Origin of the sequence: Candidatus Thiosymbion oneisti, assembly GCF_004359955.1 — a bacterium.
Lineage (GTDB): Bacteria > Pseudomonadota > Gammaproteobacteria > Chromatiales > Chromatiaceae > Thiosymbion > Thiosymbion oneisti.
Genome location: NZ_SMSC01000012.1, coordinates 26901 through 42353 on the forward strand (window position 1 = coordinate 26901; position 15453 = coordinate 42353).

Sequence of the window (15453 nt, forward strand, 5' to 3'; positions counted from 1 at the left end):
GCCGGCTGCGGGGACTTATTCGTCCACCGGGACCGCGGTCAGGGAAAGCCGGACCCGGCAACCCGCGGCGAGCCCCGAGTCGATTTCGATGCAGCCGCCGTGCTGATTGACGATCTCCTGGGCCAAGGTAAGTCCCACCCCCGCGCGGCCACGGCGGTTACGCCAACCGATGAAGAAGGGCTCGAATACCCGCAGGCGCAGGTCTTGCGCGATGCCCGGACCATTGTCTTGAATCGTCACCTCCACGCCGGTGGCGAGCGCCCGGGTCATCAGACGCAGCACCCGGTGTGTCTTGCCGGTCTCGTTCAGCGCCAAAATGGCGTTGTCGATCAGGTGCTTAAACAGGGATCTGAGCTGATTCTGGTGTCCTGTGAGCCGGGGCAATACCGGGGTCGGCTGCCATTCCACGACGATGCCGGTGGCCAGCAGGCGATCCGTCTCGATCTCCAGCACTTGACGCAACAGCTCATTGACATTGACCGGGGTCCCGGCCTCCTTGGGCTCCTCGGGCAAGGCCGCCTGCAAGGTCGCCTTGGCCCGGTGCCCGGAGGCGCTGATCTGGGCCAGCATGGCGGCGAGGGTCGCCGGCTCGCCCTTGCCCCGCTCCAGCATGCCGATCGCGGCCTGGATGACATTCAGCGGGCCCTGCATCTGGTAGCAGGCCGCCGACAGCGCCTCCCGCATCCCGTCCATCATCTGTTGCTCCGCCAGACGTGCGCGCAGGTTCTCGAGGTGTGCCCGCTCGACCTCGCGGCGCCGGATAGTAATGTCGTTGGCAAGCAGGAGCAGGTGCCGTCCGCCGCTCCGGTGGCGACTGAAATCGCCGTGCACACCTGCGTCCGTCTCGCCGGTCAGGGTACCGGAGCAGGCAAACCAGCGGGGGCCACCGCCGGGGAGCTCGAGGTTGACCTCCACGTCCTTGAAGCTGCGCCCCGCTCGCAGTGCCTCCAGGGGATCGAAGCCCGCTTGCTCCCGGAGTGCCTGACGCAGGACCGCGATGGGCTCCTGTCCGTGCAGAGCATCCAGCAGTTGCCGGTACTCGTGGTTATCGAGACACACCTGGCCGGATTCGTCGAGGGACACCACGAGCACCGGCACCGCCTCGAGCACTGTCTCGAAGCAGATTCTCGGCGGTAAGGACGCGGCCGGGTCGCCGGCCGTCGCCTGCAAACGCTCGATGACCTCGTGCGGGGTCCCGGCCGGCGGGTCCGCCAAAAACCGGCCCACGGCATCTGCGGCGCTGGATAGGCCGTGATCGGATAGGCTGCGATCGGAAAGGCTTCGAGTGGCCACGCGCGGTCCTCCTGGTGCACCTGTAGAGAAAGCTGCAAGATCCGTTCCGCTTCGTCGCCCCTGTGATTCGAACCGGCACGCGGACCCGCACCTGCTCGCGGGACATCGACCGGGAGGCTTCCGGTTACCTTGTCGCGTTCGCGACAAAGCCCCTGGGAGCGAATAGCAATCCTGAATTATTCAGCCCGACCCGACCTTGCGGTCGTAGCCCTGAAGGTGATAGTCGTAGGACCAGACCAACACCCGCCGCATCCTGTGAAGCTTGCACTGGCGCTCAAACTCCCTGATAATCGAAAGGTCCGCGAGCCCGACTTTACGCATCGCGCAATCCGGGAACTCCGCGAGCCAAGCCGTTAACAGTCTCCTGTCGGGAAACGGTGTGGGCCTCCACGGAACTTGGCCTGCAATGGCCTGCGCGACCTCACCAACAAACCGCTTAGCAGCCTCACGACGCGCCCTACCATTCGCAACATGGGCGATGTGGTTGCCTGTTTCGTAGATGGCCGCAAGGGGTAATAGCAGCGTATACCCCTCCTCCAGATAGTCCTCCAGCTTGGACAGTGTGTCTTCCCTGTCTTGGTTGAAGGCGGGCACATCGAGGAGGTTGCAGAAGACCGAAGTGTCCAGGATGCAGATGGTCAAGCCGTCTCCCCTCCCCTGAGCGTCTTGATCCACTCCATGGCTTGGGCACGCCGCTGTTCCGCGCTGGTGCGATCTTTCAGATAGCGATCGAGAATACCTGTGGTCATAAGCTGACCGAGGGGGCCTTCGGCGATCAACTCCGGGTAGGCCTCCAGGTCTTCGAGCCGGACCAGCCTACTGTCTCCCACGTCCGGGTCACGATAACAGCACACCACATCCGGGATGGCTTCGGCAGGCAGGGTATCCAACAAGGCCGGATTGTGCGTGGTCACCAACACACGCACCTTGCGCTCACGGGCAAGGTTCCGGATCTTCTCTAACAGGGTTCCGACCCGACTCGGATGCACACCGTTATCGACCTCCTCGACGATGACTAGGGACCCCTCGGGGGCGGACAAGAGCGCGGCGGCCACAGCGAGTATGCGCAGGGTTCCATCGGATAGAATTCCGGCGTCCCATATCTTTGCCCGATCCGCAAAGGATTCGGTGAGGGTAAGCATCACCTCCTGACGCGGCGTCTCCAGAAAACCGATGTCGCGGATATCCTGCTCCGGCAACGACCGAATAAAGTCGAGGACCTGCCCTTTTTGGCCTCTTGCTTCGCACAGGTCGTACAACACACTCGATAGATTCGATCCATCGCCTTCGAGGCGCTTCTCGACGATGAAGCTGTACTGCCTCATCGCACGCGGACTTGGGTCGAGAAACAGAATCCGCTCAAGGGATCGGCGAAACCTACGGACTACTTGTGGAATCCGCTCTTGTGCCTTCTTGGTGCTGAATCGAGCCGGGGTGTCTAACTGAGTGAAAATCCCCTGTTGGTCACTGCAAGAGATTTGGGGCTTTTTCCCACCACGGGCGAAATTGTTGTAGCGCACCCACACCACAGGGTAGGACTGTGTGCCCGGAGAAACGACCTCATACAATGGGACACGTTCATCAAGTTCTTTCATGGACTCGGAAATCACGCGCATACCTTCCCTAGTCACTTGCAGGCGAATCTGAAACTTATCCCCAGACGATACGGCGCAATCGAATCCAAAGGTGTCATCGGGCTTGTCGGTGCCATCATCTGCCTGGTAGACCAAATCCCAGACCGTACCTCGCACTTGTCGATCCCCCGCCTGCACGGCGCGCGTGAGATCGTCCAGCCGGCGTCCCTCCGCGAACCAGGACAGGAAGCGCATCCCTTCCACCGCATTGCTCTTGCCCGAGGCATTGGCGCCAATTAGCAGCGATAGGGGGGCCAGCGGGAGCCTGGCGTCCTGGTAGCTCTTAAATTGCTTGAAAGAAATGCTGCTGATCATGACGTTGGTGCGGGTAGACACGAAAACCTACCTTATACCCCTTCTGTGGCGTTTCCTACAAAACTTGGATGGAACGAGACACGAAGGGCTTCGGTCACCAGACGAGCAGCTGCGGACCTAATCCACAGGATCGGTCGTTGTGATGACCGTTCGGGGTGCGTCTACGCCGCGCCGCAGGACAGCAAGGGCGCCCGCCTCCATAACCCTGGCATCCAATTTGCTATAGCTAATGACAAGCAATGGCAAGCCACCGCACGCGGTTGGGATCGGGCCGACATGGGCGACTATGTGATGATTGTTTTGGGTACCGCGCTGGTGAACAACGTGGTCCTGGTCAGGTTCCTAGGGCTGTGTCCCTTCATGGGGGTATCCAATAAGCTGGACTCCGCGCTGGGTATGGGTCTGGCTACGACCTTTGTGCTGACCCTGGCCGCGGTAGCCGGTTGGCTGCTGGAGTATTTTCTGCTCGGTCCGCTGGATCTGGGTTATTTACGCATCCTGACCTTTATCCTGGTCATTGCCGCGGTAGTCCAATTCACCGAGATGATGGTACGCCGGCTCTCACCGACCCTGTATCAGGTGCTCGGGATCTTTCTCCCCCTGATTACGACCAACTGTGCCGTGCTGGGAGTCGCTCTGCTGAATAGCCGGGAGGAATCCAGCTTTTTGGCAAGCCTCGCCTACGGGTTCGGGTCCGCGCTAGGCTTTACGCTGGTCATGGTGATGTTTGCTGGGATGCGCGAGCGCCTGGCCCTGATGCAGGTCCCCGCTACCTTTGCCGGCACCCCGATCGCCTTGGTGACCGCCGGGCTCTTGTCCCTTGCCTTCATGGGTTTTGCCGGTATCGCCGGGGGCTAATACCGGCTGCCGAGAATAACCCAGCAGTGCCGAAGTACAAATAACATGGGAACCGTTTTTTCCGCCAATGAACGCGAATCAACACAAATCGGTGACCAAAGATCAGATTATCTCTTCTATCCGCAGATCACGCAGATTGTTTCGTTTTTAATCTGCGGGAATCTGCGTAATCTGCGGATAGATTAAAGCTATCGGATAATTTTCCTATGCTCAATTTTAACCTCGGTTCGGCATCACCGATGGTTCTTGATCCATCGGTAGTTGAGATCATCCCTATCAGAGAGGACTCAAGCATGCTTGTCGCAATTGCCAGTCTTACCCTTCTGGGCGTAACCCTCGGGTGGCTCCTCGGGCTCGCCGCCCGCTACCTGAAGGTGGAAGGCAACCCGCTGGTCGAGCAGGTGGAGGCCCTGCTGCCGGGCTCCCAGTGCGGCCAATGCGGCTTCCCCGGCTGCGGCGCGGCTGCTCAAGCGATGGTGGACGGCCAGGCCCCCGTGACCCTGTGCCCGGCGGTAGACCGCGCCCTGGCGGAGGAGTTGGCGCAGCTGTTGGGCGCCAGTGCCGATCTGTCGGCCGTCGCGGACCAAGCACCCACCATCGCCCACATCTATGAGCAGCTGTGTGTCGGCTGCACCAGGTGCTTCAAGCGCTGTCCGACCGATGCCATCCTCGGCGGCCCCAAGATGATCCATGCGGTATTTGCAGACGCCTGCATCGGCTGCCAAAAGTGCTTCGAGGTCTGCCCCACCGAGGGCATCGAGATGCGCCCCATCGAGGCCACTCTCCAGACCTGGTATTGGCCGCAACCAGCATTGGCCGGCTGAAAGAAGCCTTATCCGCAACTCAACCCAAGGTAGGGTGGACTGTGCCCACCGATGCGGCACCTACCCGGTGGGCACAGCCCAATATTGGTGGGCACAGCCCACCCTACGGCTCCTGTTCGCAACCCGAGGTTCCGAGCCAGATGAGGCTATTCAAGATCCGCGGCGGCGTGCATCCGGAAGACCGCAAGCTGCTTTCCGCCGCGGAGCCGATTGCGGACCTACCCTTGCCCCCGCTGCTGCACATCCCCCTGCAACAGCACATCGGCGCACCCGCGACGCCGGCGGTGCGCCGGGGTGAGCAGGTCGCCAAGGGGCAGCTCCTGGCCCCCAACCAGGGTCAGCTATCCGCCCCCGTACACGCGCCGACTTCCGGTCGTATCGTGGGAATCGGGAGCTTCCCGGCGCACCATGCCTCGGGGCTCAATGTGCGCACCATCTCGTTGCAGCCGGATGGCGAGGACCGGTGGTCCAACGCCATCGAGGGGATCGCCGATCCCTTTGCCCTCGCCCCGGCGGAGATCGCCGCCCGGGTCTCCGCCGCTGGTATCGTCGGCATGGGCGGCGCCACCTTCCCCTCCGCGGTCAAGCTCAACCTACGGGAGCGTTACCGGCTGCATACCCTGGTTATCAACGGCGCGGAGTGCGAGCCCTATCTCACCTGTGATGACCGCCTGATGCGCGAGCAGGCCGCGGCGGTGGTCGACGGGGTTCGGATCATGGCCCACGCCCTGGGCGTTACCCGCATCCTGATCGGCATCGAGAACAACAAGCCGGACGCGCAGGCGGCGATGGAGCAGGCGGCGCGACTCGACGACCGGATTCGGGTCGTCCATCTGCCGACTCGCTACCCCATGGGCTCGGAGAAGCACCTGGTACAGACCCTGATCGGCCATGAAACCCCGGCGCGCGGACTGACTGCCGACGTGGGCGTCGTGGTCCACAACCCGGCCACGGCCTTCGCGGTGCACGAGGCCCTGCGTTACGGCCGCCCGCTGGTGTCGCGCGTCATGACGGTTAGCGGCGGTGCCATCCGCCGACCCGGCAATCTACGGGTCCCCCTGGGCGCGCCGCTGCAATATCTCGTCGATCACTGCGGCGGATTCGAGGTCGAGCCCGCCCGGCTGATCAGCGGTGGCCCTATGATGGGACAGCCCCTCCCGAGCACGCGGGTACCGGCGGTCAAGGGCAGCAACGGCCTGTTGGCCCTAACCGCGGAGGAGTCGAGGCGACGCGCGACCATGCCGTGCATCCGCTGCGCCGGTTGTGTGCGGGCCTGCCCCTGTGGCCTGCTGCCCCTGGAGATGGCCGCCCACGCCCGGACCGGCGACCTGGAGAGGGTCGCGGACTTGGGGTTGATGGACTGTATCGGCTGCGGCTCCTGTGCCTATGTTTGCCCGTCCCATATCCCCTTGGTGCAGTATTTCAACTACGCCAAGGGAGAGCTGGCCGCCCGCGGGCGGATCAAGCAGAAACGGATCGAGACCAAACGCCTGGCCGAACAGCGCGCGCAACGGATGGCGGCGATCCAGCGCGCCAAACGGGAGGCCATGGCGCAACGCAAGCGCGCGGCGGCCACCCAGAAATCGCAAGCGACTAATACAGATTGAGTATGGGAAAAATAAGCCGGTGGTTTCAATCTATCCGCAGATTACACAGATTTCCGCAGATGAAAAACGAAATAATCTGCGCAATCTGCGGATAAAAGAAGAATCTGATCTTTTGCAACCGATTTGCGTTTATTGGCGTTCATTGGCGGAAAAAATGATTCCCATGTTATCGGTACTTCGGCATCACTGGACTAGTACCTAGTTTCGATCGATATTGCTAGGGGGTGTTCGCAATTAACAAACGATCTAATCCTCGCTATCTCGAACCACGGATAGACACGGATCGACACGGATTGGTCTCCATCCGTGTCGATCGGTGTTCATCCGTGGTTCGCTTTCCGGTTGTTATCTGCACTAACCAATGGTTTTCACAGGCTAGATGGCCGCAACATTCCAGCCGTCCGCACCGCGGACCCGACACATAATCAGCTGGTCAGCGTAGGGTCCGCTGCGCGGACCTTCGGACTGTCAACACCCCCTACTCCACACACTGGAGCATGTGAGCCAAGCGTGTGAGCCAGCAGATACTATGAACTTGCAACATCGGTCAAAACTAGGTACTAGGGCACAGGCCGCGGTGGAGCCGGCCGGCGAGGAGTCGGCGGCGTGAGCGACCATTATCTAGTCGCCGGGCCTTATGCCCACGCTGGCGCGAGCGTCTCCCGGACCATGGGCCTGGTCATGCTGGCCCTGGTGCCGGCGACCCTATTCGGCCTCTGGCAGTTCGGCTGGCCCGCCATCTTTCTGTTCCTGGTCACGATCGCGGCGGCCGTCATTGCCGAGGCCGTCTGTCTGCGGATCGCCGGTAAGCCGGTACGGCCTTTTTTGACGGACGGCTCCGCGTTGCTGAGCGGTTGGCTGCTGGCCCTGACGCTGCCGCCCTGGGCGCCCTGGTGGATCGGCCTGGTGGGCAGCCTGATCGCCATCGTGGTCGCCAAACAGATCTTCGGCGGGATCGGCCAGAACCTATTCAACCCCGCCATGGTGGCACGGGTGGCCTTGCTGATCTCGTTTCCGTTGGAGATGACGACCTTCGTTGCCCCTACCCCGCTCCTTTCGGCCGCGGCCCCCGATTTCGCGGCGGGCCTGGACATCACCTTCGGCGCCGCGGAATCCCAGGCCCGGTTCGACGCCGTCACCAGTGCCTCTGTTCTAGGACATATCCGCAACGAGCTCGGGCAGGGCCTGAGCCTGCCCCAGGGCCTGCCGGCTGACTACAGCGCCTTGAGCGGGACGATCGGCACCGTCCCCGGCAGTCTGGGTGAGACCTCGGCGCTGCTGATCCTCCTGGGCGGCCTGTTTCTGCTCGCCATGCGCGTCATCACCTGGCACATCCCGGTCGCCATGCTGGGCGCCATCGCCCTGCCGGCGGGCCTGCTGCACCTGCTCGATCCCAGCCGCTTCGCCGATCCCGTCCTGCACCTGGTTTCAGGGGCCACCCTGTTGGGGGCCTTCTTCATCGCCACCGATCTGGTGACCTCGCCCCTATCGGTCCGGGGACAGCTCCTCTTCGGTGCCGGCTGCGGCCTGTTGGTCTTCATCATCCGCACCTGGTCCGGTTATCCGGAAGGCGTGGCCTTCGCGGTCATGTTGATGAACGCCTGTACGCCGCTGATCGACCACTGGGTGCGGCCCCGCATCTACGGGCGTGATCGCAAGGGGGCCCCGTTGGAACCCGGCGACGACGCGGAGCGGGTCCGATGAGCACCCTCGCCGCACCGAGCGCCCCCAAACCGCTCGCCTACCAGGCCGGTCTGTTGGGCGTGGCCGCCATGCTCGCCGCCGTGCTTCTGGTCATCGGGAACCTCGCCACCAGAGACGCCATCGAGCAACGCCGGGCAGAGGACCTGTTGACTTCGCTCGGTCAGGTGATCCCGGCCGGGATGCACGACAACGACCTCCTCGCCCATCCCCTGACCCTCACCCGAGCAACGGGCGAGGAGGTTACCGTCTATCGTGCCCGACGTGGCCGCCTGGTAACGGGAGTCGCCTTCCGTGTCAGCAGATCGGGCTACGCCGGCCCCATCGAGCTGATCCTAGGACTCGATACCCAGGGCGAGATCCTGGGCGTCAGGGTATTGGCACATGCCGAGACCCCGGGGTTGGGGGACAAGATTGAGGTGCAGCGGGACGACTGGACCCTCGGCTTCAACGGTCGCTCCCTGGGCAACCCGCCCGCAGAGCGGTGGGCGGTGAAAAAGGACGGCGGCGACTTCGATCAATTCAGCGGCGCCACCATCACCCCCCGGGCGGTCGTCGGCGCCGTCAAGGACGGCCTGCGATTCTTTCGCGATCACCGAGATACCCTGTTGGTCGGCGGAGTTATGAATGATGAGTGAGGGATGGGGGACAATGCCATTAAGTTAAGGCAATGCTGCCAATTCGACCGGGATTACCGAAACCGAAAGGCTCTGAAAATCAGGAGAATTTTCACATCCCTGTGACTGGATTCCGCCACTCCCTGGCAGAATGACGGCTTAACTTAACGACATTGGGATGGAGGAATGAGTCATTTGCGCTTTCGGTTCTTGATTGTTTTGGCGCTTGTAACCAATATTGCCGTTAATTCGTCGGCCTCTGCCATCAAGGCGGCAAGCAATTCGGCCTTGATGATGCCAGAGTCCACGAGGAGTTCGAGCCAATATATTGTTTCTTCCAATTCCTGAAGTGCACCTTCGGTCTTACTGATCATTTCGGCATCCGACCTACTCCTTTTACCTTCCCGAACCTGTACGCCCACTGATGTGCCGGAACGAAGAACTTGTTTTCCAATCACCTGTGCCTCTACCGTCTTCGGTAAAGACGAGTAAAGCCGGATAATTCTCAGCGCAAATGCCTTGGTTCGTTCAAGAATACCTTGCTTTTCATTCATCACTCATCATTCCAGGAGCCCGACCATGAGCACCGATTATGGCCGCATCGCCCGCGCCGGTCTCTGGGACAACAACGTCGTCCTCGTCCAATCCCTGGCGCTCTGTCCACTGCTCGCGGTGACAGGGACCGCGACCAACGGCCTGGGCCTGGGGCTCGCGTCCACCTTTGTCCTGGTCGCCTCCGGCGTCCTGGTGGCCCTGATCCGCGGCCTCATCACCCCCGAGGTGCGCATCCCCATCTTCGTACTCATCGTCGCCGTCCTGGTGACCCTGGTGGACCTGGGTATGAACGCCTGGGTCCATGATCTGCACCGGGTCCTGGGGCTCTTCATCCCCCTAATCGTCACCAACTGCGCCATCCTAGGGCGCGCGGAGGCCTTCGCCTCCCGCAACCGAGTGCTGCCGGCCCTGGTCGACGGCCTCATGATGGGAATCGGTTTTACCCTAGTCCTGGTGGTCCTGGGGGCGGTGCGGGAGCTGATTGGAAACGGCACCCTGTTTCAAAGTGCCGCGCTGATGCTGGGCGACGCCCTGGCGTTTCTCGAGCTGACCCTGATCCCGGATTATCACGGCTTCCTCCTCGCCATCCTGCCACCGGGCGGATTTATCGCCCTGGGCTTCCTCCTCGCGGGCAAGCGCATGTTGGAGCGAGGAAGCCTGAAGGCGACGGGAAAGGGGAGTGGTTAAGATCCCTTGAGGGACTAGTACATAGTTTCGCTCGATATTGCTAGTCTCCGCACTGGAGCGTGTGAACCAAGCGTGTGAGCAAGCAGATACTATGAACTTGCAACAGCGGTCGAAACTGGGTACTAGCTGCTTGTCGACGCTGGAGCGTGGGAGCCAGCAAAGCTGGGTTTCGTTCCTCAACCCAGCCTACGAACTGGAGTTACAACGATGAACGTGGGTGTCGCCTACGCCGACAAGTTTGAAAAAGTGTGGTTGAAGCTGGAGGTCCCCGACGGCAGCACCGTGCAACAAGCCATCGAGCACTCCGGATTATTGGCCCGGTTTCCTCAGATCGACCTGGACACCCAGCGCGTCGGCATCTTCGGCAAGCTCTCCAAGCTGACCACCAAGGTTGCGGAAGGCGACCGGATCGAGATCTATTGCCCGATCACGGCCGACCCGGAGACCGTGGAGCGGCGGGATTCGGAATAATCGTCACACTGAATTTGGTTCCACTGCTGGCCCTTCCGATCACCTTCAAGTGTCAGCTGTATTTTTTGTTAGGCGATATTTCCCGAATTTATGTGGCATACCCTTACTCTGAGAACTGTGTTTCAACAAACTTTCTGCCGGGATTGAGAAGGTCTCATGCAGCCTCTCGATCATTCGGAGGGTCAGCGGACGCTTGCGGGTCAGAATTTCGTATACGCGGTTTTTTCGACCGATGACCGGCACGAGATCATCAACGGTAAGGCCTTGCTGTTCCATGCGAAATTTGATGGCTTCAACGGGGTCTGGAAAGGCAACCGGATAATGAATCCGCTCATAGGCTTCAACCAGCGTAACCAAGACGTCCAAACGATCACCTTGAGGCGTGTCAGCTTCAGCAGACATGAGCGATTCAATTTCCTTGAGCGTGGCCTGATAATCAGCTTTGGACTTGATAGGACGAATTTCCATAGATCACCTCAGATCGTTTGTGCATCAATATCGTCGTATTGCTTGTGCGTTCCGAAAAAGGTGATCTATGCAGGATCAATTAATCGCGACCATGTTCACATGCTGATCGGAATCCCTCCGCAGCTGTCGGTGTCGAGGGCAGTCCAGTATCTCAAGGGAAAGTACCTAACAGGAAAGGGGCCAGGCTCAATTGATGGATCGTTTTTCACAGATCATTCGCCTGCAGGCGAACCGATGCCGCAATCCAGCTCCTCATCAACTTTCAAGCTCAGTGCCCCACGGTATTAGGCGCCTGAGCCAAGCCGTTAATGTGCATTAATACTCGTAGTGATAGCGAAGCTGGGCGATAAAAATGTGGTCATTTAAAACTTTATATACAAGCCTATGTTCATCATTAATGCGTCGAGACCAATAGCCCGACAAACCATGCTTTAAAGGTTCAGGCTTACCAATGCCTTCAAAAGACTCACGCTGAATATCCTTAATCAGGGCATTAATCCGTTTAAGTATGGCTTTATCGGTTTTTTGCCAGTACAGGTAGTTCTCCCAAGCTTTACTGGAAAAAGTGAGTTTCATTCTATTAACTCATGCTCAGTACCCTTCCCTGCCTCAAGCTCCGCAATCGACTCTAGCAAATGGCGAGCATTTGCAGGAGACCGGAGTAAGTATGCAGTTTCTTCCATAGCCTGGAAGTCTTTTAAAGAAACCATCACGACAGGGGATTCTCTCTTTCGAGTGATAATCACGGGATCGTGGTCATTGCACACTTTTTCCATAGTTTTCGCTAGGTTAGCGCGTGCTGCGGTGTAACTTATGGTATCCATAGTAACCTCTCTTGCATCAATGGGTACGCGATATTGTACAGGAAATGTAGCAGCACACAACAAGACCGTCAACTCGGACACATTTTTAAGAAAAGAAGAAAAGGACACCCATTTTGTTTGACCCAATTTTCCCACTGAGCTAGCACTCAACCAGGAGTCCGATCATGACCGCTCCCCGCTCAGTCCTCGTCTCCCTTGAGGACACTCCTTGGTATCACTGTGTATGCCGTTGCGTGCGCCGTGCCTTCCTGTGTGGTGAGGACCCGTTTTCGGGTTTGAATTTCGACCATCGTCGCGGCTGGATCGTCGAACGCATGCAGCAGCTTGCCACTCTGTTTGCCATCGATGTAGCTGCCTATGTGGTAATGAGTAACCACTATCACATCGTGGTGCGCATTGACCGCGAACGGGCCTTGGGGTGGTCGATCGAGGAGGTGCTGCGGCGCTGGACGGCACTCTTCACCGGGCCGCTGTTGGTGACCCGTTATCTCTCGGCGTCACGAGTAGAGATGAGCCAAGTGGAGATCGCCGAGGTCGAGGCGCTGGTCGCGGTCTATCGGGCTCGGCTGCACGATCTGTCTTGGTTCATGCGCACGCTCAACGAGCACATCGCCCGCCGGGCCAATGCCGAGGATGGGGTGAAGGGGCGTTTCTGGGAGGGTCGCTTCAAGAGTCAGGCGCTGCTCGATGAGCAGGCGCTGCTGGCGGCGATGGCCTATGTGGATCTGAATCCGGTGCGGGCGGGGCTGGCCGAGACGCCGGAGGCTTCGGACTACACTTCGATTCAGGAGCGTGTCGGCGGGTTGCCGAAAGAAGCTGGGTCCGAAGCCGGCTCGCAGGAGACCGTAACCGTTAAAGATTCAGATCCCAACACAACACTCGCAACACTCGATGGGGAGCGGTTACGATCGGAGGCCGAGACGCAGGTCTTACCCCCGGCCCCACTGATGCCCTTCGATGCCACGGCGCAGACCCCTTGGGCGGTACCCTTTGCCTTCGAGGATTACCTGGAGCTGGTCGATTGGACAGGCCGGGCGTTACGCGCGGATAAGCCTGGATACATTGAGGCACGAGAGCCCAAGATTCTCGTCCGGCTGGGTATCGACGGGGAGCGGTTTATCGGCTATTCCGAGCGTCTTCTCAAGGCGTTTGGAACGGCAGTCGGCGCACCGGCATCACTCGTGAATCTCTGTGCCCGGTGCCAGACCAAATATCTGCGTGGTATCCAGGCTGCACGCGCCTCGTGTGGTTCAGCCGGCGCGTCCATTCAAGTTCCCCGACTGAACCAAGCTTAGTTGGAAGGGTGGCTAGCGGAGCGTTCGTCGTAAGACAATGAAAACCGTCGGCTAACAAATGGCTCAGCCCGACCCAGTGCCGCGCATTGAGCTCAGGAGCTTGGCTCAAGTCATCAGCACACGCGGTATTGGACCGGCTAGCCATGCCGTTATGTTTTCAATGGAGCAGGCAACAAATCGAGATGATTAACAAAGATGCGCTATGTTTTCCCGCCCTACCCTTTTACAACACCCTCCAAAGGGGAGGGATTTCCTGTTTTAATCCCCTCTCCCCAACACCTCTCCTGGCCGGGAGAGGGACTTTTGCGACACTCTCTCGGTGGGAGAGGGGCTATTAGGGCCGATGGAAATATTCGTGTCCATTCGTGGTTTTTGTTTCCAGTATTGGGAATGAATCTGCAATATCAGTCGAAACTAGGTACTAGCCTTCTCGCGCGCGAGCCTGAGTAATGCCTCCATGCCGAGACGATCGCTGGTGTCCATTTCCACTACCTTCTCGAACCGTTCCAGGGCTCCCTGGGCGTCGTCCAGACGCAGCTTGAGGTATCCCGAGCCTTTCAGCGCCCAGAGCAAGAAGCGGGTCAGGGTCATGGATACTGGTACGGCACGCTCGAGATCGTCCCTGGATAGGGTACGCCAATCGGTGGACAACCCCAGTTGGGTTGCCGTCACGGCGATGGCTCGATCGGCAACCATGAGGGCCTCCGAGTAGCGGTGGCCATAGAAGAAGTAGCGGTAGAGGGCAACGAGTACGGTCAGGTGCTCGGGTTCCAGGAAATAGGCCTGCAACAGGCTGTGCTCCGCCGCTGCCTCGCCGTATTGTAGTGCCGCTTGTGCGAGCAGCTGCTTGACCTGCTGACTCAGCGGCTGTTCGAAATAGAGCGCCTCGCCATCGAAATCCAGTAGATCCATAATCTGTGCCTATTGCGGCAAAAAGTCCATTTTTCGTCGGTCCAAGGCAAAGCCTCGCTAGGTTAATGGCAGTGGGCTACCTGGGGGTGATTGATTTCCGCGAGGAAGCGTTGCAGGTCGAGGAGGTGGGGGGTGCGCTTGGTCCCGGTGACGAAGCGGCGGACCAGGGACAGCACTTGCTCGGCCTGCTCCGGCTCCAGCTCCAAGTCCAGCAGCTCTGCATAGACCCGGCGCACGGCCCCCTTGCCCGAATGCTTGCCCAACACTAGGCGGTGTTTGCGACCCAGCTCGGCCGGGTCGATGCCCTGGTAGTTGCGGGGATCCTTGAGCAGGCCGTCCACGTGGATCCCGGCCTCGTGGGTGAAGGCACCGCCCCCGACCAGGCTCTTGTGCCAGGCGACCGGTCGGCCCGAGGCGGTGGCAACCAAGCGTGACAGCTCGTCGAAGCCCGAGAGGTTTACGCCAGAGGCCACTCCGTGCAGGTGTTTCAGACCCATCACCACTTCTTCCAGGGCGGCGTTTCCGGCCCGTTCTCCGAGGCCGTGGACCGTGGTGTTCACATGGGTAGCGCCGCCGCGCACCGCCGCCAGGGTGTTGGCCGTGGCGAGCCCCAGGTCGTCGTGGGCGTGCATCTCGATCTCGAGATCGCAGGCTCCGGCCAGGTCGCGGATACGGGCGCAGGTGGAAAAGGGGTCCAGCAGGCCGATGGTGTCCGCGAACCGAAACCGCTGGGCACCCGCCTCCTGGGCCGTCGCAGCCACCTGCCGGAGAAATCCGGGGTCCGACCGGGATGCATCCTCGGCACCGACACAGACGGCTAGCCCCAATTCCCGGGCCGCCGGTACCAGGCGCCGGATCTGTTCCAGAGCCCAGGGCCGGTCCCTGCCGAGCTTGCGGCTGAGGTGCTGATCCGACACCGGCAGCGAGAGGTCGACCAGATCGACCCCGAGGTCACGGCACTGGTCGATGTCCCCGGACGACATCCGCGCCCAGACCATCAAGCGGGCCGAAAGTCCCAGCTCCACGAGCGCGCGAATACCCGCGCGCTCGTCCGCGCCCATCGCGGGGATGCCTATCTCCAGCTCGGGAACGCCGCGACCGGCTAGGCCACGGGCGATGGCGAGCTTCTCGGCGAGTGAGAAGGCCACGCCGGCCGACTGCTCACCATCCCGGAGGGTGGTGTCGTTGATGGTGACTTGTGCGGATTTGTGCTGCATTACTGCGGAACCGCCGAGGCCCTGATTGAGTATGGGAAAAAAGAGTCGATCGCTTCAATCTATCCGCAGATTACGCAGATTCTCGCAGATTAAAAACGAAACAATCTGTGAGAATCTGCGTAATCTGCGGATAGAAAAGACAATCTGATCTTTTGCGACCACTTTGCGTTTATTC

18 protein-coding genes are annotated in these 15453 nt (G+C 60.2%); 9 read left to right on the plus strand and 9 right to left on the minus strand.

Annotated features, from left to right (window positions below):
• Nucleotides 1-15: 15 nt before the first annotated feature.
• The 3 genes from nifL to E1958_RS08390 form a co-directional block, all read right to left on the minus strand.
• On the minus strand, nt 16-1293 hold the full coding sequence (gene nifL / locus E1958_RS08380; protein WP_243725248.1) for a nitrogen fixation negative regulator NifL: 1278 nt from the start codon (nt 1291-1293) through the stop codon (nt 16-18).
• 180 nt (nt 1294-1473) lie between these two features.
• Nucleotides 1474-1935 (minus strand): hypothetical protein, encoded by a 462-nt coding sequence (locus E1958_RS08385; protein ID WP_207787611.1) that lies wholly within the window; start codon nt 1933-1935, stop codon nt 1474-1476.
• Nucleotides 1932-3263 (minus strand): AAA family ATPase, encoded by a 1332-nt coding sequence (locus E1958_RS08390; RefSeq protein ID WP_208108581.1) that lies wholly within the window; start codon nt 3261-3263, stop codon nt 1932-1934. Before E1958_RS08390 ends, E1958_RS08385 begins: the two co-directional genes overlap by 4 nt.
• Nucleotides 3264-3518: 255 nt before the next feature.
• Here E1958_RS08390 and rsxA point away from each other — a divergent pair, with 255 nt between their 5' ends.
• The 5 genes from rsxA (at nt 3519) to rsxG (ending at nt 8870) form a co-directional block, all read left to right on the plus strand.
• A complete protein-coding gene (gene rsxA / locus E1958_RS08395; RefSeq protein ID WP_133511488.1) occupies nt 3519-4100 on the plus strand; it encodes an electron transport complex subunit RsxA in 582 nt (193 codons plus the stop codon).
• Between the two features lie 293 nt (nt 4101-4393).
• Nucleotides 4394-4924, plus strand: coding sequence for an RnfABCDGE type electron transport complex subunit B (locus tag E1958_RS08400; RefSeq protein WP_133511489.1), 531 nt, complete (start codon nt 4394-4396; stop codon nt 4922-4924).
• A gap of 140 nt (nt 4925-5064) precedes the next feature.
• Nucleotides 5065-6531, plus strand: a complete 1467-nt coding sequence (gene rsxC, locus E1958_RS08405; protein ID WP_133511490.1) for an electron transport complex subunit RsxC — start codon at nt 5065-5067, stop codon at nt 6529-6531.
• Between the two features lie 606 nt (nt 6532-7137).
• Complete coding sequence (locus tag E1958_RS08410; RefSeq protein ID WP_243725249.1) at nt 7138-8235, plus strand: RnfABCDGE type electron transport complex subunit D; 1098 nt, start codon at nt 7138-7140, stop codon at nt 8233-8235.
• Complete coding sequence (gene rsxG, locus E1958_RS08415) at nt 8232-8870, plus strand: electron transport complex subunit RsxG (RefSeq protein WP_133511491.1); 639 nt, start codon at nt 8232-8234, stop codon at nt 8868-8870. Before E1958_RS08410 ends, rsxG begins: the two co-directional genes overlap by 4 nt.
• A 170-nt stretch (nt 8871-9040) precedes the next feature.
• On the opposite strand, the gene E1958_RS08420 is transcribed toward rsxG, so the two are convergent.
• Entirely contained in the window at nt 9041-9403 is a 363-nt protein-coding gene (locus E1958_RS08420) for a four helix bundle protein (RefSeq protein WP_133511492.1), read from the minus strand.
• A 25-nt stretch (nt 9404-9428) separates the two neighbouring features.
• On the opposite strand from E1958_RS08420, the gene E1958_RS08425 reads away from it, so the two are divergent.
• Nucleotides 9429-10091 (plus strand): electron transport complex subunit E, encoded by a 663-nt coding sequence (locus E1958_RS08425; RefSeq protein ID WP_133511493.1) that lies wholly within the window; start codon nt 9429-9431, stop codon nt 10089-10091.
• A gap of 207 nt (nt 10092-10298) precedes the next feature.
• Complete coding sequence (locus E1958_RS08430; protein WP_133511494.1) at nt 10299-10562, plus strand: RnfH family protein; 264 nt, start codon at nt 10299-10301, stop codon at nt 10560-10562.
• A 45-nt stretch (nt 10563-10607) separates the two neighbouring features.
• On the opposite strand, the gene E1958_RS08435 is transcribed toward E1958_RS08430, so the two are convergent.
• A complete protein-coding gene (locus tag E1958_RS08435) occupies nt 10608-11030 on the minus strand; it encodes a helix-turn-helix domain-containing protein (RefSeq protein ID WP_089729630.1) in 423 nt (140 codons plus the stop codon).
• Between the two features lie 60 nt (nt 11031-11090).
• Between E1958_RS08435 and E1958_RS21965 the strand changes: the two genes are divergently transcribed.
• Nucleotides 11091-11318 (plus strand): transposase, encoded by a 228-nt coding sequence (locus E1958_RS21965; protein ID WP_424945072.1) that lies wholly within the window; start codon nt 11091-11093, stop codon nt 11316-11318.
• A gap of 27 nt (nt 11319-11345) precedes the next feature.
• Here E1958_RS21965 and E1958_RS08445 read toward each other — a convergent pair whose 3' ends face one another.
• Entirely contained in the window at nt 11346-11606 is a 261-nt protein-coding gene (locus E1958_RS08445) for a Txe/YoeB family addiction module toxin (protein ID WP_133511495.1), read from the minus strand.
• Nucleotides 11603-11854, minus strand: a complete 252-nt coding sequence (locus E1958_RS08450) for a type II toxin-antitoxin system Phd/YefM family antitoxin (protein ID WP_089729635.1) — start codon at nt 11852-11854, stop codon at nt 11603-11605. The genes E1958_RS08445 and E1958_RS08450 overlap by 4 nt, the downstream gene beginning before the upstream one ends.
• Before the next feature lie 164 nt (nt 11855-12018).
• Here E1958_RS08450 and E1958_RS08455 point away from each other — a divergent pair, with 164 nt between their 5' ends.
• Nucleotides 12019-13149, plus strand: coding sequence for a transposase (locus tag E1958_RS08455; RefSeq protein ID WP_133511496.1), 1131 nt, complete (start codon nt 12019-12021; stop codon nt 13147-13149).
• Between the two features lie 414 nt (nt 13150-13563).
• On the opposite strand, the gene E1958_RS08460 is transcribed toward E1958_RS08455, so the two are convergent.
• Both E1958_RS08460 and nifV read right to left on the minus strand, forming a co-directional pair.
• Nucleotides 13564-14061, minus strand: a complete 498-nt coding sequence (locus E1958_RS08460; protein ID WP_133511497.1) for a hypothetical protein — start codon at nt 14059-14061, stop codon at nt 13564-13566.
• 62 nt (nt 14062-14123) lie between these two features.
• A complete protein-coding gene (nifV, locus tag E1958_RS08465; RefSeq protein WP_133511498.1) occupies nt 14124-15278 on the minus strand; it encodes a homocitrate synthase in 1155 nt (384 codons plus the stop codon).
• Nucleotides 15279-15453: the final 175 nt, after the last annotated feature.